Below are 18,110 nucleotides of genomic sequence, written 5' to 3' on the forward strand. Positions count from 1 at the left end.
TATTGAATTTTTCAGCAGGAGACCGAACTTTCTAACACCGGCTTGTTAATTCTCAAACCCTCTATTGCCTTGAAGCCCACCGGTATGTATTGCAATAATTTTACTCCCTCTTTTGAATTTTCCTTGTTTGATGTTTTCAAAAATTCCATACATCATTTTCCCTGTGTAGATATAGTCGAGTGGAATTGCGTTTTCTTTTTCAAATTGCTGAATAAAATGAAGCAGCTCGGGTTTTAATTTCGCATAGCCTCCGAAATGAAATTCTTCGTTTATTTCCCAATTGCTGGCTGGTGAATCAAACTCTTTCAGCCATTTAGTTACTTCATTTTTAATATAGTATTCTCCCTTCAAAACTTGAAAACCGATTGCTTGCTGATGTTCTTTTAACGAAAGTATAATTCCTGTTATTGTCGCTCCTGTTCCGCAGGGGCAGCAAACGATATCGAAATCAATCGGGATGTCTTTTGTGATTTCTTTGCACCCAATTATTCCAAGTGCATTGGAGCCGCCTTCCGGAATCGAATAATAATTTTGAACTCCAAACTGTTCTTGAACATAGGTGTTTAATGTTGCTTTGTTTTGATAGAGGCTTCGTGAAACAAAATGCAATTGCATTCCACATGCTTTCGCAAATGTGAGTGTAGGATTTAATACCTCCAACTCGTCTCCACGAATGATTCCGATGGTATTAAAGCCATATTCTTTACCCGCTGCAGCAGTAGCAGCGATGTGATTGGAGAATGCCCCTCCGAAAGTGAGCAGTGTTTTTTTACCTGTCTGTAAAGGAGACGGGTTTTGTTTTTTCGCTTCCTCTAAATTGTATTTAAGTTTATACAATTTGTTCCCGCTTATGTTTTTGTGGTTTAAGTCTGTTCGATAAACATACAGTTCAACTCCTTTACTTGTAATAATGTCGGATGTGATTTTTTGTAAAGGAAGTTGGTGGCGAATCATTTGAATGGATCGGAAAAACGAACATCGGTTAAGAATGTTTGATCGGTTAATGTTTTTAAAAATGCCACCAACGATGCTTTCTCATAAGGAGTTAAAAAGTATTGTTTCGGTGGGCCGCCTGTTGTTCCGTTAGTCGTAAGCCGATCGTCCAAGTTAGGATGGCGTTGTATACCACTGTTGTAATGTTCAACCACTTCTTCCAGTGTTGCAAATCTACCATCGTGCATATAGGGAGCCGACATTTCAATGTTGCGCAATGTTGGGACTTTGAATTGCCCCATATCGGCACTGTCACCTGTAATTAAACCTCTGCCATTATCCGCATAAATTGAATCTAAACCATTGTTCAAGGCTTGTGAATCAAAAAAATTGTAGGTCGTATGACAATGATTACAGTTTATTGTTCCGCTAAAATAAAGCGCTTTGCCATCCATTTCCATCGCACTATAATCTACAAACCCATTTTGCATGCCCATGTCAAATTTCGAACGGTAGCTGGTGAGTGAATGCACAAATTGGGAAAGTGCAATGCTTATTTTTTCGATGGTCACCTCTCTATTACCAAACGCTTTTTCAAATAAATCGGGATAATACGCAACGGCTTCTAACTTTGAGGGTAAATCAAGCAGGTTCATACCCATTTCGATATGGTTTTCAATGGGCATTAAGACTTGCTCTTCCAAATAGGTAGCTCGCTGATCCCAGAAAAAACGAAACGAATAACGCGTATTAACAATGGCCATTGAGTTTCTGTTGGTGATAGCTCCCTCAAACCCACTGCTGAACTGTGCTGGATCTGAAAAGGCTTTTGATTGCAAATGGCATGAGCCACAAGAAATGGTATTGTTGACAGATAGCTTTTTATCATAAAACAACACTCTTCCAAGAGTTGCACCATCATTCGTGATTGGGTTTTGGATGGAATTGATAAACGATAGTGGAGGCGAGTTAAAATAAGATGGGAAGGTATCGGTTCCATAAACGAAAGGCGCTTCCGGCAATACGGGTTTTAATTCCTTTTCTCCTAGGTCGAATGGGATAATCGGATCCTTGGAACATGCTATTAATAAGCATAAACCAATCGTTAGAAAGAATAAAATCCTAGACTTAGAACCCATACAACAAAGATATACGTTTTGCAATTCTATCAAAGTAATTTCAAGAAAAATTTGAATTTGAAAAATACTTTTGGCAATTCTGTTTAGCACACTATCTTTGTTGAATGGCAGAGAATTTTGGCTTTTCAAACAACAAACAATTGGATCCCGATGATTTTTATTATAGTGAACAAGGATATATTGTTTTTACTGAAAAGTATTTGTTAAAACGGGGTTATTGCTGTCAGAATGGTTGTAAACACTGTCCTTATGGTTTTAATAAAGATAAGGGGAGAATTGAGAAGAAAAAGTAATTTGGAAGTTTTCCAAGTTGGAAATGTAAAAAAATATTTATGAGTACAAATTTTAAGAAACAAATAGTACAAGGAATACCTTCTGAACTTCCAGAAGTTAAAGTTTACGATTCGGCAATCAATCATGCTCCGAAACGAAAAGATATTCTTAATAAAGAAGAAAAAAAATTAGCGCTCCGAAATGCACTTCGCTACTTTGATAAAAAACATCATCCTGTTTTAGCAAAAGAATTTGCTCAGGAGCTAAAAGAATGCGGACGTATCTATATGTATCGTTTTCGTCCGGATTATAAAATTCATGCACGCCACATCAACGATTATCCGCATCAGTCAAAACAAGCAGCCGCAATTATGTTGATGTTGCAGAATAATTTAGATTATGCGGTTGCACAACATCCACACGAATTAATCACCTACGGTGGTAATGGAGCGGTGTTTCAAAATTGGGGGCAATATCTGTTGACCATGAAATATTTGGCGGAGATGACAGATGAGCAAACATTGGTCATGTATTCTGGCCACCCTATGGGTTTGTTCCCTTCACACAAAGACGCGCCTCGGGTAGTCATTACAAACGGAATGATGATTCCGAATTATAGTAAACCGGATGACTGGGAAAAGTTTAATGCATTAGGTGTAACCCAATATGGTCAAATGACTGCGGGTTCATACATGTATATCGGGCCACAAGGGATTGTTCACGGAACCACCATTACCGTGATGAATGCAGCAAGAAAAATTTCTAAATCAGAAGAAGATAGAAAAGGGAAATTATTTGTTACATGCGGTTTAGGAGGAATGAGTGGTGCTCAACCCAAAGCAGGAAAAATTTCAGGATTGGTTTCTGTTGTTGCAGAAATAAATCCGAAAGCTGTAAAAACAAGACATACGCAAGGCTGGGTAGATGAAGTATATGAAGATTTAGCATTGTTAATTGCTCGTGTAAAAAAAGCACAAGCTTCAAAGGAAGCTGTTTCATTAGCGTATCAAGGAAATGTTGTTGATTTGTGGGAATACTTGGTGAAAGAAAATATCAAAGTGGATATTGGAACCGACCAAACTTCCTTGCACAATCCATGGGCAGGAGGATATTATCCCGCAGGATTTTCATTGGAACAGTCTAACGAAATGATGGCCAAAAATCCGGAGCAATTTAAAAAAGAAGTTCAGAAAACATTGATACGTCATGCGAATGCAGTGAATACATTAGCCAAAAACGGTATGTACTTTTTTGATTACGGAAATGCATTTTTATTGGAGGCATCTCGTGCAGGCGCAGCCATCGTGAATGCGGATGGAACATTTATTTATAAATCCTATGTGCAGGATATTCTCGGACCAATGTGTTTTGATTATGGCTTCGGGCCTTTCCGCTGGGTATGTACCTCCTGCGATCCCAAAGATTTAGCAACAACTGATAAACTTGCTTTGAGCGTATTGGAAGAAATGTATACAACTTCTCCAGCTGAAATCAAGCAGCAAATCAGTGATAATATTGTGTGGATTAAAGATGCGATGCAGAATAATTTAGTGGTAGGTTCGCAAGCACGCATTTTATATGCCGATTCGGAAGCTCGCGTAAAAATTGCGGAAGCATTTAACAAGGCGATTAAATCCGGTGAGCTTTCTGCACCTGTTGTTTTGGGCAGAGATCACCACGATGTTTCCGGAACAGATTCACCCTATCGCGAAACATCTAACATATATGATGGATCTAGTTTTACTGCGGATATGGCAGTTCAAAATTTTGTAGGTGACGGATTTAGAGGTGCAACTTGGATATCACTTCACAATGGTGGTGGTGTTGGTTGGGGTGAAGTAATTAATGGTGGATTTGGGATGGTGTTGGATGGAACAGCGGACAGCGACAGAAGGCTAAAATCCATGTTGTTTTGGGACGTAAACAATGGAATCGCCCGCAGAAGCTGGGCTAGAAACGAAGAAGCAGTATTTGCCATCAAACGTGAAATGGAACGCACTCCGGAACTAAAAGTGACTCTGCCAAATATGGTAGACGATGGTTTACTGGACAATTTGTTTTAAAATTCACACATTTTCTGTTTTTTTCGATTATTTGGAATGATTTTGGCATAACAGATTAAACCATCCCCGGTTTAATTAGTCAATAAATAAAATCATAAAATGAAAAGACTGACCTTTTTGCTTTTTTTGTCAACGATAGTTTACAATCAAAGCGGTTTCGCTCAAAAAACTGAAAAAATCGATTCTCTTGGCTTGCCGGGAGATAATTTAAACTTGGTTGCTGTATTGGACCTTTTCCAAAAATCGGAAACCTTTGAAGCATTTGAAAAAAGTTTAAACTCCGAAGATGCTAAAATCAACAATCTTGATTTGAACAATGATGATAAAATCGATTATATAAAAGTAATCGATCATCAAACCGGTGAATCACATGCTGTTGTTTTGCAAGTGCCGGTGAATGACAAGGAAACACAAGACGTTGCCGTTATCGAAATTGAAAAAGATAAAGACGGTAAAGTGATTGTGCAAATTGTTGGGAATGAAGAATTATATGGTAAAGACTATATTGTTGAGCCAACAGAAAACGACCCTACTGCAAAAACTGCAGATACAAACAAGTCGTCCGACTCAAACACAAAAGAGAACGGAACTACCGTCATTAACAATACAACGAATAATTACTATAACGACAACAACGGAGGAAATGGTAACAATACATACGTTGTTGTAAATCAATGGCCGATTGTGCATTATGTATATGGTCCTACGTATGTCGTATACGTTTCACCTTGGCATTGGTATTCATATCCAATCTGGTGGAGACCATGGACACCTTGGTATTGGCATAACTATTATTGGCATCATTACAATCACCACCATCATTATGGTTATTATCACCGCACCGGATTTTACAGGGCTCAGGGAGCACATGGTGTTTATGCTCCACACCGAACAGTTTCTGTAACCGTTCAAGCACATAGAAAGGCAAATGTGTATAATAAAACGTACGCTTCTAAAAGCAGAAAAGGCGATGGTAAAATAGATGGTAGCAAAGGAAAGTCAAATCCTGCTTATAATGGCAAAGGAAATAAAGATTCGAATGTAAATCGTAAAGACAATGTTGGAGGAGGGAAAGCAACACCGGGAACGTCTCAGCCCAAAGCAAATCCGAATCGCCCTTCTAACAAACCAAGTGGAACAAAAAGTGGTGGAAATACATCTCGTCCAAAATCAACACCGAAGGCATCTCGTCCTTCACAAAAGCCAAGCTCAGCTCCTAAATCTAGCAAAGGTGGCGGAAAAGGCGGAAGATAGTTTGTGATGATTAAAATGAAAGAAACGCCCCGCTCTGATTTATCAGGGCGGGGCGCTTTTTTAGGAATGTATCGTAAACCTATTCGACATAAGTAGGTGTATTGCAACTTTCTCGTTGTTCACCAAATTGATACTTTACGCCAACTCTTAGTTGAATATTTTTGTTTTTAATATGCAAGTCCGGAGTAACATAAGCAGGCATCATATCCGGGTTGTAAAATGCTTCTACCAAAAATTTAAAACGGCTATAACTGATAAATTCAACTCCTCCGCCAAAAGCACCGCTGATGTGAAGTGGTAAAAAACTTCCGGTCACAGGAGGTGAGCTGGTTGCTTGTGTTAATCGGTATTCCAGTTTCGGCCCGACCATGATGTAAGGAATGATGCTGTACATTTCGTAGCGTAATTTCAAATAGTTGTTCCACGAAAGATATTGTAACGAATTTCCATAATTTCCTTCCGGCTGTTTGTCAATCGAACCTTTTTGGTCGTATTGAATTTCGGTTACCCAACGGGCATAATCATGACTAAAAAATTCACCGAAGATGCTTGCGTTAAATCCTACGATGTATTTTTTTCTGGAAATTGCCAGTGGCTCTGTAAATAAAAATTTTTGATTTCCAGCAGAAACACCTGCCGTTATGCCCATACTATTTACGAATTGTGCTTTTGTTTGTACAATTGATAAAATAGCAATTGAGAATAAAATTAATTTTTTATGCATTGGGGAATTTCTTTTTATAGAATTCATGAATACTTCGTATTTCATTTTACTTTTTTAGGAATAACGCTTAACTGAAAAAGATAGTATTGCAAAAGTTAATCAATCGGTAAATGCACTAGAAGTGGAGGTGACAATTAAACGGCACTCGCTGCTTCCATTGCCGGATTAACTTTTTTAACCAACCCTTGTAATACTTTACCAGGTCCAATTTCAGTAAAAGAAGTAGCTCCGTCCGCAATCATTTGTTGAACAGTTTGTGTCCACTTTACTGGAGCAGACAACTGTGCAATCAAATTCTTTTTAATGTCATCAGGATTAGAAACAGCAGATGCAGTTACGTTTTGATAAACCGGACAAATGGGTTGACTAAAAGTTGTTGCATTGATTGCAGCTTCCAATTCCACCGCTGCAGGTTGCATCAATGGTGAATGAAATGCACCACCAACCGGTAATACCAGGGCACGCTTTGCTCCGGCTGCTTTTAGTTTTTCGCAGGCAATGTTTACTCCATTGATAGAACCTGAAATCACCAATTGCCCCGGGCAGTTGTAATTCGCTGCTACCACAATATCTCCCCCTTTTGTAATTTCAGCACAAATGTCTTCTGTGATTTTATCATCTAAATTTAATACCGCTGCCATTGTAGATGGGTTGAGTTCACATGCTTTTTGCATCGCTAAGGCACGTTTTGAAACCAGCACTAATGCATCTTCAAACGATAAGGTTTTGTTTACCACCAATGCAGAGAACTCACCTAAACTATGTCCTGCAACCATTTCTGGTTTTACACTTTCACCCAAAGTAGCGGCAAGGATTACCGAATGTAAAAAGATGGCTGGCTGTGTCACTTTTGTTTGCTTCAATTCTTCATCAGTGCCGGAAAACATAATGTCAGTAATTCTGAAACCTAAAATAGTGTTTGCTTTTTCAAATAATTCTTTTGCCAATGGAGAAGTTTCATATAACTCTTTTCCCATTCCTACAAATTGGGAACCTTGTCCCGGAAATACATATGCTTTCATATTCTTTGATTTAATATTAGACTATTCAATATTAGTAAAATAAAAAGAGTCCCGAATTTCTCCGGGACTCTTTTTATTCACAATGAAATGTGTGCTTATTTAATTAATAGTTTCCCATTTTTACTGGTACCATCTTTACTTATGACAGAAAATAAGTAAATCCCACTATCCAAATCATTCTTATTGATGATAAATTGATTGTTTTTATCCATTTTAGAAGTTAAAACAATTTGTCCAAGACTATTATAAATGTTGATAGTAAAATCATGTTCATTTTTTTTGGGAAGAACTTGAATAATTCCTATTTCGTTTATAGGATTAGGGTACACTTTAACATCAAAATTAGTTGATTCAGTTTCGTGAACTCCTCCATAAACACTAAGCTCTCTTATTACAAGGTTATCAACAATCCATCCTGCTTTATTTGTTTCAATACCATCAGATTTGAAGTTGAAACGAAACATTATTTTTTGAGTATAAACATCACCTGTTAATTGAAATGATTTTAAATCATTGCCTACTGGTTTTAGCACAGGTAAAACAAATTGTAAACGGTATTCCGAATATTCCCAGATGTTTTGGGTCCCAGTAAACGCAGGAATGTTTCCTGTTATCGTATCTGATGGCGAATAAAAATTTGTTGGAAAAGCCGCCCAGCCCCAAGTGAAAGTTTGGGTAGCTATGTTTTGCCAAGTTATCCCACTATCAATGGACATTTCAATAAAACCACCATCTTTTAAGCTGTCAGTTTCGTACTTGTGCCAGAATCCAATTTGTATATGAGGAATAAGTCCCCAGCTGGCCGTGTCGTATAAGCTTATATCAAATGAAGAAAGGTTGTTTATAGGATAAGAATTAATAGTATCAGTCATTATTGCAAAGGGACCAGAATAGGCTGTACCAAAAAATGTTTTTTGGGGCAAACCAATTTGCCATACATTTCCACTCGCAGTATCTAATTGAATAAATGAAATGTTACTTTCAAAGTCACTGCTGTCGCCACCAATGATGTCCCCTTGAGCATTCACATTTAAATAAATTAGAATGGAAAAGAATATAAGTGCAATTTTTTTCATCAGGTGGATGTTCTATATCAAATATAAGAGAATTAAAAAGGGAAAACAAATTTCTTCGTTTTCCCTTTTTGATTTTTAAAATGTGTGCTTATTTTCTATCACCAAATAAACGCAATAAATGCAAGAAAATGTTGATGAAATCTAAATATAAATCCATTGCACCCCAAATAACAAGCTTACTGGTTTCCTCTGTTCCATATTCAAGTCCTGCTCCAATTCGTTTCAGTTTTTGTACATCCCAAGCTGTCAATCCGGTAAATGCTAAAACTCCAACAGTACTTATAACATATCCCATTGTATCGCTTTCAAGAAAAAAGAAATTGATTAAACTTGCGAAAAATACTCCAACTACACCCATCATCATAATGGAACCAAATTTTGTAAGGTCTATGTTGGTTGTATAACCCAATATTGCCATTGCACCGAACATGCCGGATGCTGCAAAAAAGATTCCGAGAATGCTTTGACCAGTGTATGCCAAAAAGATATAGCTAATACTTGCTCCCACTAGCATTGAAAAAAATAAGTAGAGAAAAAGTAGTATCGGATACGATAGTTTTCGATACCCAACTCCCATTACAATCAAAAGTCCAAGAGGAGCAAACATAACTACATAGCCAAGTGTCGTATGTGAATATCTACCAGTAAAAGGGTTGATTGTTCTCAGTAATGAACTTAGTTCGTCATTTGCTGCAAAGTAATAAGCTACTATTCCTGTAACAATCAGCGCGGCTGACATCCACGAAAATACACTTGCCATAAAGGTCTTAGACATAGAAGAACGATCTTCTTGCGATATAAAATTGAAGTTGTTAATGTTGTTAGTTTCCATTTATATATGTTTTTGTAAACGTTACCGTGCAAAGATAATACCGATTGAAGGATTATGCAAAAATGTCAGCCTTCTTAACGTTTTTTGACACAATTTAGTGCAATTTTGATCCGATTAAGCTGATAAATTCCTTTCTGGTGGTGTCTTTTAAGAATTCACCTGTAAATGCAGAGGTGGTGGTTACCGAATTTTGTTTTTGAATACCTCGCATCTGCATGCATAAATGTGAACACTCCATTACCACTGCAACACCTTTTGGATTCAATGTGTTTTGAATACAATCGCGAATTTCGTTGGTTAATCGTTCTTGTACTTGTAGTCTTCGCGCATACGCATCTACCACACGTGGAATTTTACTTAATCCAACTACACAGCCATTCGGAATGTAAGCAACATGTGCTTTCCCGAAAAAGGGTAACATGTGATGCTCACACATCGAATACACTTCAATGTCTTTTACAATCACCATTTGGCTATAATCCTCCTTAAACATAGCCGATTTTAAAATCTCTTCCGGATTCAAATCATAACCATGCGTTAAAAATTGCATTGCTTTAGCAACACGCTCCGGTGTTTTTAATAATCCTTCGCGCTCAGGGTTTTCACCCATGTCCAATAAAATGTTCTTGTATTTTGAAGCAATGCTCTCAACAGATTTTGTATTGTATCTGTCGATTTTTTTGTAGCCTTCTACATCATCAAATTCATCGTGTCCCATATTCGTTTTAAAGTTGGAAAGTTTAAGGTTTAAAGTTGTTAGGCTATTCTTCTCCGAAATATTCTACAAAATTGTTTTCTGTCTCAAATAATTTTATTGAATGTAATTTGCAATCCATCGCATTCACATGTGGTACTAATTCTTTCCAAATTGCAATTGCTACATTTTCAGTAGAGGGCATTACTCCTTTCATAAATGGAACATCTAAATTCAAATTTTTATGATCCAGTTTGTCTGTAATATGTGTGCGGATAATGGTACTTAAATCTTTCAAGTTAACGGAATATCCGGTATCCGGATTTACGTTTCCTTTTACCGTAACATACAAGTTATAGTTGTGGCCATGCCAGTTTGGATTGGCACATTTTCCAAAAATTTCAGCATTTTGTTCGTCCGTCCAATTGGGGTTGTGAAGCTTGTGTGCTGCGTTAAAATGTTCTCTGCGTGTTATATAAATCATAGTCTTTTAAATAAGATACAAATATACGGTATCTGCTGAATATTTGTATCAAAACGGACATGTATTGAGATTAAACACTTCAGTGCATTTTTTGTTTAGAAGATGTTATCTTTGTTCTGATGAAAATTTTAATTGTTGCCGCTACTAAATTTGAGATTGATTCCTTATTAACTAAAATGGAATCATCATCAGCTGCTGATGGCCGATTGTTTTCCTGTCGATTTAAAAATCTGGAGATTGATTTTTTAATTACAGGTGTAGGAATGGTGGCGACTGCATATCATACCGGAAAAGTGTTGAATGAAACGTACGATGCGGCATTTAATCTCGGTATTTGTGGGAGTTTTAACCGCAATTTGGAGATTGGAACCGTTGTAAATGTTTTTCAAGATTGTTTTTCGGAGCTCGGAGCAGAAGATGGAGATGCATTTTTATCGCTGGATGAATTAAACCTGCAAGGTGTTTCTAAAATTGAAAACAAAACCGGGGCAATGCATTCTCTTATTGAAGCACTTCCGAAAGTAAATGGAATTACTGTGAATACGGCACATGGACATGAAATAAGTATTAAAAAGGTTTACGAGCAATTTCATCCGTATGTTGAAAGCATGGAAGGAGCCGCATTTATGTTTGCCTGTGAAAACGAGAATATTCCTTATGTTCAGATAAGAGCGGTTTCTAATTATGTTGAAAAAAGAAATCGTGAGGCCTGGAATATTCCATTGGCGATTGAGAATTTGAATAAACAGGTTTTTGAAATTTTAGATAAATTATAATAGGTTTCTCCGCTTCTCCCGATAGCTATCGGGACGAAATGACAAAAAGATAAAATGAATAATCCAATAATCCTTAATCCTTCATCCTCAATCACACTGGGTTTTAGCCCTTGCCCCAACGACTGCTTTATTTTTGATGCAATGCTGCATGGGAAAATTGATACGGAAGGCTTGAAGTTTGAAGTATTTATGGAGGATGTGGAAACGCTAAATCAAAAAGCATTTAAAGGAGAATTGGATGTTACCAAATTGAGTTATCATGCCTATGCTCATCTTGTAAAAGAATACCAATTATTAAATGCAGGAAGTGCTTTGGGAAATAATTGCGGCCCTCTTTTAATTTCAAAAAACGAAAACGTCACCCTGAGCGGAGTCGAAGGGTCCCATCTCAAAATAGCTATTCCGGGAAAATATACAACAGCAAATTTTCTTTTATCACTTGCTTTCCCGGATGCAAAAAATAAATTAGAAATGGTGTTTTCTGAAATTGAAGATGCTGTTTTGACTGGAAAAGTAGATGCTGGTTTAATCATTCATGAAAACAGATTTACCTACGAACAAAAAGGGTTGAAAAAAATCATTGATTTGGGTGAATATTGGGAAACCTTAGCAAAAGCACCCATTCCATTGGGAGGAATTGTAATAAAAAGAAATTTTCCGGATGAAGTAAAAAAGAAATTCGACCGTGTTTTACGAAAAAGTGTAGAACATGCATTTGCAAACCCTAAATCTAGTCTTAACTTTGTAAAAGCAAACGCTCAGGAGATGAGTGAAGAAGTGATGTATAAACACATCGATTTATACGTGAACAACTATTCGGTGGATTTGGGAGTTGAAGGAAAACGTGCTGTTAAATTGCTTTTTGACAAAGCACAGGAGTTGGGAGTGATTAATAAAATTGAAGAGGAGGTTTTTTTAGTTTAAAGTGGTGGTTTCGGAGAATTCTTCTCCTTGTAACCGTCATCCCTTGCCACGACACGGGATCTGCCAATTAGAAGATGCTTTCATTAAACAGATGCCGTGTCGTAGCACGGCATGACGGTTTGAAATAAACATTTAATTAGTAAACGATGATAATTATTACAGGAGCAGCAGGTTTTATCGGAAGTTGTTTGGTGAGTAAACTCAACCAAGAAGGTTTTAGTGATTTGATATTAGTGGATGATTTTTCGGATACCGAAAAGATGAAAAATCTAGAAGGAAAAAAGTACTCTCAAAAAATTCACCGCGATGAGTTTATCGTTTGGTTAAAAGAGAATCAACGTTTGGTACAATTCATTTTTCACATTGGTGCCCGCACAGATACCACCGAATTTAATAAAGAAATTTTCGACCGATTAAATTTAAATTATACAAAAGACATTTGGAATGTTTGTGTGGAGTTTGGTTTGCCATTGGTATACGCATCTTCTGCTGCAACGTATGGTTTGGGGGAATTTGGATACGATGATAACGAAGCTGATATTCCTAAATTAAAACCATTAAATCCTTACGGAGATTCCAAAAATGATTTTGATAAATGGGCATTATTGCAAGAAAAGAAACCTTACTTCTGGGTAGGTTTAAAATTCTTTAATGTATACGGACCGAATGAATTTCACAAAGGAAGAATGGCATCTGTGATTATGCATGCGTTTAATCAGATTCAGGAAAAAGGTTCTGTAAAATTATTCCGTTCCCACAATCCGAAATTTAAAGATGGTGAACAGCTCCGTGATTTTGTGTATGTGAAAGATGTGGTGGAAGTCTGTCATTTTTTATTGCATCACCGCAAAGATTCCGGAATTTATAATCTTGGTTCCGGAAAAGCACGTACGTTTTTAGATCTTGTGAAAAACACCTTTGCTGGGGTTGACAAAACACCTCAAATAGAATTTGTGGATACACCAATTGACATTCGTGATAAATACCAATATTTTACCGAAGCGAATATGACCAAACTGAAATCCATTGGTTACTCAAAACCATTTCATACATTGGAAGAAGGTGTGAAGGATTATGTAAAGAATTATTTGGTAGGGAAGAAGTATTACTAAAGCGAAGCTCTAATCTCCATCAGATTACTCTTAATGGCTCTCAGTTTATTTTCGATTTCCGAAAATTGATTTTTCTCAATCTTCATTTCGTGCTTTACTGTTTTGCGGTTTTCTTTCAGGTATTTTTTTGCGCCATCCAACGTCAAGCCTTGTTCTTTCACAAGGTTGTAAATCACTTTAAAATTATCAATGTCTTCGGGAGTAAATAAGCGGTTGCCTTTTTTATTCTTCTTTGGTTTGATAATATCAAATTCTTTTTCCCAAAAGCGAATCAGGGACGTGTTTACTTCAAACATTTCCGAAACTTCACCAATGGTGTAGTACAACTTAACGGTATCGGTTTCTTTATAAGGCAAGTATTAATTTTAGGATTTTAATGTGCTTAACAAATATAATGTAATTTATTCATTTTGCGAACGCTCAATACATCTGGATTCTTGTGTCTTAAATCTTGCGTTCTGCTAATCGAACGACTGAGACGATTGTTCAGATAACTCAATCAACTTTTGATATTGCTCCGGTGTTAAGTCGTTGTAATAATAATTGATAGGATTCATTTTTTCTCCGCCTTTCATTACTTCATAATGCACGTGCGGAGCGGTAGACAATCCTGTGCTTCCAACAAACCCGATTAATTGTCCGCGTTTTACTTTTTGCCCCGGACGAACCACAAACTTCAGCATGTGACCATACAATGTTTTATAGCCATAACCATGATTTAGCACCACATGATTCCCATATCCTTGTGCTGCCGCATCGGCTCTTTCAACTGTTCCATCGCCTGTTGCGCGTATTTCGGTTCCTTGCGGAGCAGCAAAATCCATCCCCGGATGAAATTCAGGTGTTTTATAAATCGGATGAGTTCTCCATCCGAATCCGGAGGGTTGATGTCTTAAATCTTCATTGGCAATGGGCTGAATCGCAGGAATAGAGGCTAATAACTGTGTTTTTCCTTTCACCAATTTTACCACTTCATCAAACGATTTCGATTGAATATACAACTGTTTACTGATGCGATCCAAATGCTTGCTGGTTTCAATCATTAAGTCGGAATTCTGATAGCCTTGCAATTCTTTGTAGCGGTCCACACCGCCAAATCCTGCTTTACGGATGCTGGCCGGAATCGGTTCTGCTTCAAAAATGGTACGGTAAATATTATTGTCTCGTGTTTCAATATCACTCAAAACCTCCGTTACTTCATTCATTCGGCTGTTCAAAAGTTCAAATTGCAAGGTCAACTCTTCGATTTCACGTTGTTTTTGTTTTTCACGGGGTGAAGGGAAGTATTTAAAGGCAATAATGATGGTAATGGTAGCAAACACCAATCCCGTAGCCAAATACGACAAGATCTGCCATACGCGTTTGCGCACAGGTACCGTCACTTTTTCGTAGGTAAGCGACTTGGTATTGAATTTATAACTGATTTTGCTCAATTTTCTTGGCTTTGCTTCATGCGAATTTACGCAAAAAAACTAAATTTGCAATCCGTTATTAGTTTGTAGTTGGTAGTCGGGATTTTGAGGACGGGATTTAATTTGAAACGAATAGTAGTAATAGTATGGAATCGAGTAAAGTTCGCCAAGCATTTTTAGATTATTTTAAGTCAAAAGGGCATGAAATTGTGCCGTCATCGCCTATGGTGGTGAAAAACGATCCAACGTTGATGTTTATCAATTCGGGGATGGCACCTTTTAAAGACTTATTCTTGGGCAATGCACCCATCAAATTTCCACGTGTGGTGGATACCCAAAAATGTTTGCGCGTTAGTGGAAAACACAACGATTTGGAAGAAGTGGGTGTGGATACCTATCACCATACCATGTTTGAAATGCTCGGAAACTGGAGCTTTGGCGATTATTTCAAAAAAGATGCACTAACCTGGGCTTGGGAATTATTGACGGAAGTATACAAGATTGATAAAAACAGATTATATGTTACTGTTTTTGAAGGAAGCAAAGAAGATAATTTAGGTTTCGATCAAGAAGCATACGATATCTGGAAACAATTTATTCCGGAAGAAAGAATCTTGCGCGGAAATAAAAAAGATAATTTTTGGGAAATGGGCGATATTGGTCCGTGCGGACCATGTTCTGAAATTCATTACGATGGAAGAAGCGAAGAAGAAAGAGCAAAAGTGAGTGGTGCTTCTCGTGTGAATAATGATGATCCACAAGTAATTGAAGTGTGGAACAACGTATTCATGGAATTTGAACGCAAAGCCGATGGATCGTTGGTAAAGTTGCCGAAACAACATGTGGATACAGGAATGGGGTTCGAGCGATTGGTACGTGTTTTACAAGGCAAACAATCGAATTATGATACCGATGTGTTTAAACCGGTTATCGATAAAATAGAAGAGCTTTCCGGATTGCGTTACAAACCGGAAGAAGAAGAAAAACATCCGAAACAATTAATCATCAACATCGCGATGCGTGTCATCGCAGATCATATTCGTGCAATTTCGTTTAGTATCGCTGATGGACAATTGCCATCGAATACCGGTGCCGGATATGTGATTCGTAGAATTTTAAGAAGAGCAATCCGTTACGGATATCAATCGTTGAATTTGAAAGAACCATTCATGTATCGTTTGGTTCCGGTATTGGCTCATCAAATGGGACAAGCATTCCCTGAGTTGGTATCACAAAAATTATTGATTGAAAAAGTAATCAAAGAGGAAGAAATTGCTTTTTTCAGAACCCTTGAAAATGGATTGAAGCGCATCGACCAAGTGTGTGCAAACACCATCAAAGAGAAAAAACAAATTGTGGACGGTGCAATCGTTTTCGAATTGTACGATACGTTTGGTTTTCCTATCGATTTAACATCCTTGATTGCTCGCGGTTATGGATTGAGCATTGATGAAGCAGGATTCCAAAAGGAATTGGAAAAACAAAAAAATCGCTCGCGTGAAGCAACCGCGGTGGATACCGGAGATTGGATATTGGTTGAAGGTAGAAAAGCTGACGAGGGTGGAAGAGCATTTGTGGGTTACAAACAGTTGGAAGCAGAAAGTAAAATTATTCAATACCGAAAAGTAAAAGCAAAAGGGAAAGAACAATTTCAATTGGTGTTAGATGTTACTCCCTTTTATGCAGAAAGTGGTGGACAAGTTGGAGATATTGGAATATTGGAATCTGCAAACGAAACAATTACCATTACTGACACCAAAAAAGAAAACGGGATTATCATTCATTTTGCTGATAAACTTCCGGAAAACTTTACTAAAACATTTGTTGCAAAAGTAAATGCAGAAAGACGTTCGTTAACTGAAAACAATCACAGTACAACTCACTTGATGCATGCAGCATTGCGACAAGTATTAGGAACACACGTAGAACAAAAAGGAAGTTTGGTAAACGATGAACAGTTGCGTTTCGATTTTTCTCATTTTTCAAAAGTAACAGATGAAGAAATTGCGCAGATTGAAGCCATCGTGAATCAAAAAATTCGTGAGAACATTCCTTCTGACATACAAGAGATGCCAATTGACGAAGCGCGTAAAACGGGGGCAATGGCCTTGTTTGGTGAAAAGTATGGCGACTTGGTTCGTGTAGTCACCTTCGATAAAAAATTCTCCATCGAGTTGTGCGGTGGAACACATGTTCCGGCAACCGGACAAATAGGTTTGTTTAAAATTGTTTCGGAAGGAGCCGTTGCGGCAGGTATCAGACGTATTGAAGCAATCACTTCTGTAAAAGCCGAAGCATTTTTTAATCAACAAATTGCATTGGTGAATGAAGTGAAAAGCCTTTTGAAAAATCCTAAAGATGTAGTGAAGAGTTTGCAAGGGTTGATGGATCACAATTCGGAATTGCAAAAACAAATCGATCAAATGCTTCGCGAAAAAGCAAAAGGATTGAAAGTGGAGTTGCTTGCAAAGAAGCAATCGATTAATGGAATTAATTTTATTGCCGAGAAAATTGAATTGGATTCCGCTGATGCAATAAAAGATTTATTGTATGAAGTAAGAAGTCAGATTGATAATTTATTTATGGTGATTGGTGCAGAGGTAAAAGGCAAGCCAAGTTTATCGATTATCATTTCTGATAATTTAGTTGCAGAGAAAAATCTAAACGCTGGAACGATTATGCGTGATATCGCAAAAGAAATTCAAGGTGGTGGAGGTGGGCAGCCGTTCTATGCAAATGCAGGTGGAAGTAACTTGCAAGGAATTCCTAAGGCGTTGGAAAAGGCGAAGACGTATCTTTAAAATACAGATATCTTACAAAAACGAAAAGCGAACCTATATGTTAAATAGGTTCGCTTTTTTTTATAGGAAATGTTCGTTTGTATCGTCATTGCAAGGTACGAAGCAATCTCTCTATCTGTTAAAAACCAGATTGCTTCGTGCCTCGCAATGACGTTCTTAAATAAATTTACCGTTTCGTATACAACCACGCCAACCAAATCAATACCCCTTGTAAAGGTAATCGGGCAATGGCGATCCAAAGGGAAGAGCTATTCTTTTGCCAAAAGGTAACTGCCATTTGAATGTTTGCTGGGAAAATAGCAATCAGCATCGCGATGATTAACCAAGCTGCAATGGAGCGTGTGCCTTCCGGAATCAATAATATTCCTAGTCCAATTTCGATAACGCCACTGAGATAAATTAATTGTAAGTGATAAGGAAGATATGTTGGCATTATCTTCAGATATAGTTTTGGATTTACGAAGTGGTAAATTCCCGCTGCTATATAAATCAATGCCATCAAGTAAAGCAACGCTATTTTCATTTAATTAGGATTTGTTGAAGGTTTGCCACAGATTCACAAATTTTCTTATGTAAAAAAAGAATTAGAAG

18 protein-coding genes are annotated in these 18,110 nt (G+C 37.4%); 7 read left to right on the top strand and 11 right to left on the bottom strand.

Annotated features, from left to right (window positions below):
* Positions 1–45: 45 nt before the first annotated feature.
* Positions 46–954, bottom strand: coding sequence for a 1-aminocyclopropane-1-carboxylate deaminase/D-cysteine desulfhydrase (locus tag IPP64_03370; protein ID MBL0328466.1), 909 nt, complete (start codon positions 952–954; stop codon positions 46–48).
* On the bottom strand, positions 951–2,072 hold the full coding sequence (locus tag IPP64_03375) for a cytochrome-c peroxidase (GenBank protein ID MBL0328467.1): 1,122 nt from the start codon (positions 2,070–2,072) through the stop codon (positions 951–953). Before IPP64_03375 ends, IPP64_03370 begins: the two co-directional genes overlap by 4 nt.
* Positions 2,073–2,176: 104 nt before the next feature.
* On the opposite strand from IPP64_03375, the gene IPP64_03380 reads away from it, so the two are divergent.
* The 3 genes from IPP64_03380 (at position 2,177) to IPP64_03390 (ending at position 5,662) form a co-directional block, all read left to right on the top strand.
* Positions 2,177–2,365: a hypothetical protein gene (locus tag IPP64_03380; protein MBL0328468.1), complete on the top strand. Its 189-nt coding sequence runs from the start codon at positions 2,177–2,179 to the stop codon at positions 2,363–2,365.
* Positions 2,366–2,404: 39 nt separating this feature from the next.
* Positions 2,405–4,408, top strand: coding sequence for a urocanate hydratase (locus IPP64_03385; protein MBL0328469.1), 2,004 nt, complete (start codon positions 2,405–2,407; stop codon positions 4,406–4,408).
* A gap of 99 nt (positions 4,409–4,507) precedes the next feature.
* Entirely contained in the window at positions 4,508–5,662 is a 1,155-nt protein-coding gene (locus tag IPP64_03390) for a hypothetical protein (GenBank protein ID MBL0328470.1), read from the top strand.
* A gap of 79 nt (positions 5,663–5,741) precedes the next feature.
* On the opposite strand, the gene IPP64_03395 is transcribed toward IPP64_03390, so the two are convergent.
* The 6 genes from IPP64_03395 to IPP64_03420 all read right to left on the bottom strand — a co-directional run bounded on the left by IPP64_03395 (position 5,742) and on the right by IPP64_03420 (position 10,494).
* The gene (locus tag IPP64_03395) at positions 5,742–6,431 is read right to left on the bottom strand and encodes a hypothetical protein (GenBank protein MBL0328471.1); all 690 of its coding nucleotides are present in this window, start codon (positions 6,429–6,431) and stop codon (positions 5,742–5,744) included.
* An 89-nt stretch (positions 6,432–6,520) separates the two neighbouring features.
* The gene (gene fabD / locus IPP64_03400) at positions 6,521–7,408 is read right to left on the bottom strand and encodes an ACP S-malonyltransferase (GenBank protein MBL0328472.1); all 888 of its coding nucleotides are present in this window, start codon (positions 7,406–7,408) and stop codon (positions 6,521–6,523) included.
* A gap of 95 nt (positions 7,409–7,503) precedes the next feature.
* Positions 7,504–8,484: a T9SS type A sorting domain-containing protein gene (locus tag IPP64_03405; protein MBL0328473.1), complete on the bottom strand. Its 981-nt coding sequence runs from the start codon at positions 8,482–8,484 to the stop codon at positions 7,504–7,506.
* Between the two features lie 88 nt (positions 8,485–8,572).
* Positions 8,573–9,316: a Bax inhibitor-1/YccA family protein gene (locus tag IPP64_03410; GenBank protein ID MBL0328474.1), complete on the bottom strand. Its 744-nt coding sequence runs from the start codon at positions 9,314–9,316 to the stop codon at positions 8,573–8,575.
* Positions 9,317–9,410: 94 nt separating this feature from the next.
* Positions 9,411–10,034, bottom strand: a complete 624-nt coding sequence (gene folE, locus IPP64_03415) for a GTP cyclohydrolase I FolE (GenBank protein ID MBL0328475.1) — start codon at positions 10,032–10,034, stop codon at positions 9,411–9,413.
* A gap of 43 nt (positions 10,035–10,077) precedes the next feature.
* Positions 10,078–10,494: a 6-carboxytetrahydropterin synthase gene (locus tag IPP64_03420; GenBank protein MBL0328476.1), complete on the bottom strand. Its 417-nt coding sequence runs from the start codon at positions 10,492–10,494 to the stop codon at positions 10,078–10,080.
* A gap of 119 nt (positions 10,495–10,613) precedes the next feature.
* On the opposite strand from IPP64_03420, the gene mqnB reads away from it, so the two are divergent.
* From mqnB to rfaD, 3 genes are all read left to right on the top strand, one after another.
* A complete protein-coding gene (gene mqnB, locus IPP64_03425) occupies positions 10,614–11,270 on the top strand; it encodes a futalosine hydrolase (protein ID MBL0328477.1) in 657 nt (218 codons plus the stop codon).
* 54 nt (positions 11,271–11,324) lie between these two features.
* Positions 11,325–12,194 (top strand): 1,4-dihydroxy-6-naphthoate synthase, encoded by an 870-nt coding sequence (locus IPP64_03430; GenBank protein ID MBL0328478.1) that lies wholly within the window; start codon positions 11,325–11,327, stop codon positions 12,192–12,194.
* A 146-nt stretch (positions 12,195–12,340) separates the two neighbouring features.
* Positions 12,341–13,306, top strand: coding sequence for an ADP-glyceromanno-heptose 6-epimerase (rfaD, locus tag IPP64_03435; GenBank protein ID MBL0328479.1), 966 nt, complete (start codon positions 12,341–12,343; stop codon positions 13,304–13,306).
* Here the strand turns inward: rfaD and IPP64_03440 are convergent.
* Together IPP64_03440 and IPP64_03445 are read right to left on the bottom strand one after the other, a co-directional pair.
* Positions 13,303–13,662, bottom strand: coding sequence for a MerR family transcriptional regulator (locus tag IPP64_03440; protein ID MBL0328480.1), 360 nt, complete (start codon positions 13,660–13,662; stop codon positions 13,303–13,305). The genes rfaD and IPP64_03440 overlap by 4 nt on opposite strands.
* 105 nt (positions 13,663–13,767) lie before the next feature.
* Entirely contained in the window at positions 13,768–14,739 is a 972-nt protein-coding gene (locus IPP64_03445; protein ID MBL0328481.1) for a peptidoglycan DD-metalloendopeptidase family protein, read from the bottom strand.
* 125 nt (positions 14,740–14,864) lie between these two features.
* On the opposite strand from IPP64_03445, the gene alaS reads away from it, so the two are divergent.
* Positions 14,865–17,519 (top strand): alanine--tRNA ligase, encoded by a 2,655-nt coding sequence (alaS, locus tag IPP64_03450; protein MBL0328482.1) that lies wholly within the window; start codon positions 14,865–14,867, stop codon positions 17,517–17,519.
* Between the two features lie 166 nt (positions 17,520–17,685).
* Here the strand turns inward: alaS and IPP64_03455 are convergent, their stop codons facing one another.
* Positions 17,686–18,042 (bottom strand): DoxX family protein, encoded by a 357-nt coding sequence (locus tag IPP64_03455; protein ID MBL0328483.1) that lies wholly within the window; start codon positions 18,040–18,042, stop codon positions 17,686–17,688.
* Between the last annotated feature and the right edge of the window lie 68 nt (positions 18,043–18,110).

Source organism: Bacteroidota bacterium, assembly GCA_016722565.1.
Classification (GTDB): Bacteria; Bacteroidota; Bacteroidia; order 2-12-FULL-35-15; family 2-12-FULL-35-15; genus 2-12-FULL-35-15.

What these genes read in the sequence shown, in the direction of transcription:
- mqnB (MBL0328477.1), top strand. Translation starts at nt 10,614, where the DNA reads ATGAAAATTTTAATTGTTGCCGCTACTAAATTTGAGATTGATTCCTTA.
- IPP64_03375 (MBL0328467.1), bottom strand. Translation starts at nt 2,072, where the DNA reads ATGGGTTCTAAGTCTAGGATTTTATTCTTTCTAACGATTGGTTTATGC.
- IPP64_03370 (MBL0328466.1), bottom strand. Translation starts at nt 954, where the DNA reads ATGATTCGCCACCAACTTCCTTTACAAAAAATCACATCCGACATTATT.
- IPP64_03390 (MBL0328470.1), top strand. Translation starts at nt 4,508, where the DNA reads ATGAAAAGACTGACCTTTTTGCTTTTTTTGTCAACGATAGTTTACAAT.
- rfaD (MBL0328479.1), top strand. Translation starts at nt 12,341, where the DNA reads ATGATAATTATTACAGGAGCAGCAGGTTTTATCGGAAGTTGTTTGGTG.
- folE (MBL0328475.1), bottom strand. Translation starts at nt 10,034, where the DNA reads ATGGGACACGATGAATTTGATGATGTAGAAGGCTACAAAAAAATCGAC.
- IPP64_03410 (MBL0328474.1), bottom strand. Translation starts at nt 9,316, where the DNA reads ATGGAAACTAACAACATTAACAACTTCAATTTTATATCGCAAGAAGAT.
- alaS (MBL0328482.1), top strand. Translation starts at nt 14,865, where the DNA reads ATGGAATCGAGTAAAGTTCGCCAAGCATTTTTAGATTATTTTAAGTCA.
- IPP64_03420 (MBL0328476.1), bottom strand. Translation starts at nt 10,494, where the DNA reads ATGATTTATATAACACGCAGAGAACATTTTAACGCAGCACACAAGCTT.
- fabD (MBL0328472.1), bottom strand. Translation starts at nt 7,408, where the DNA reads ATGAAAGCATATGTATTTCCGGGACAAGGTTCCCAATTTGTAGGAATG.
- IPP64_03405 (MBL0328473.1), bottom strand. Translation starts at nt 8,484, where the DNA reads ATGAAAAAAATTGCACTTATATTCTTTTCCATTCTAATTTATTTAAAT.
- IPP64_03430 (MBL0328478.1), top strand. Translation starts at nt 11,325, where the DNA reads ATGAATAATCCAATAATCCTTAATCCTTCATCCTCAATCACACTGGGT.
- IPP64_03395 (MBL0328471.1), bottom strand. Translation starts at nt 6,431, where the DNA reads ATGAAATACGAAGTATTCATGAATTCTATAAAAAGAAATTCCCCAATG.
- IPP64_03380 (MBL0328468.1), top strand. Translation starts at nt 2,177, where the DNA reads ATGGCAGAGAATTTTGGCTTTTCAAACAACAAACAATTGGATCCCGAT.
- IPP64_03455 (MBL0328483.1), bottom strand. Translation starts at nt 18,042, where the DNA reads ATGAAAATAGCGTTGCTTTACTTGATGGCATTGATTTATATAGCAGCG.
- IPP64_03385 (MBL0328469.1), top strand. Translation starts at nt 2,405, where the DNA reads ATGAGTACAAATTTTAAGAAACAAATAGTACAAGGAATACCTTCTGAA.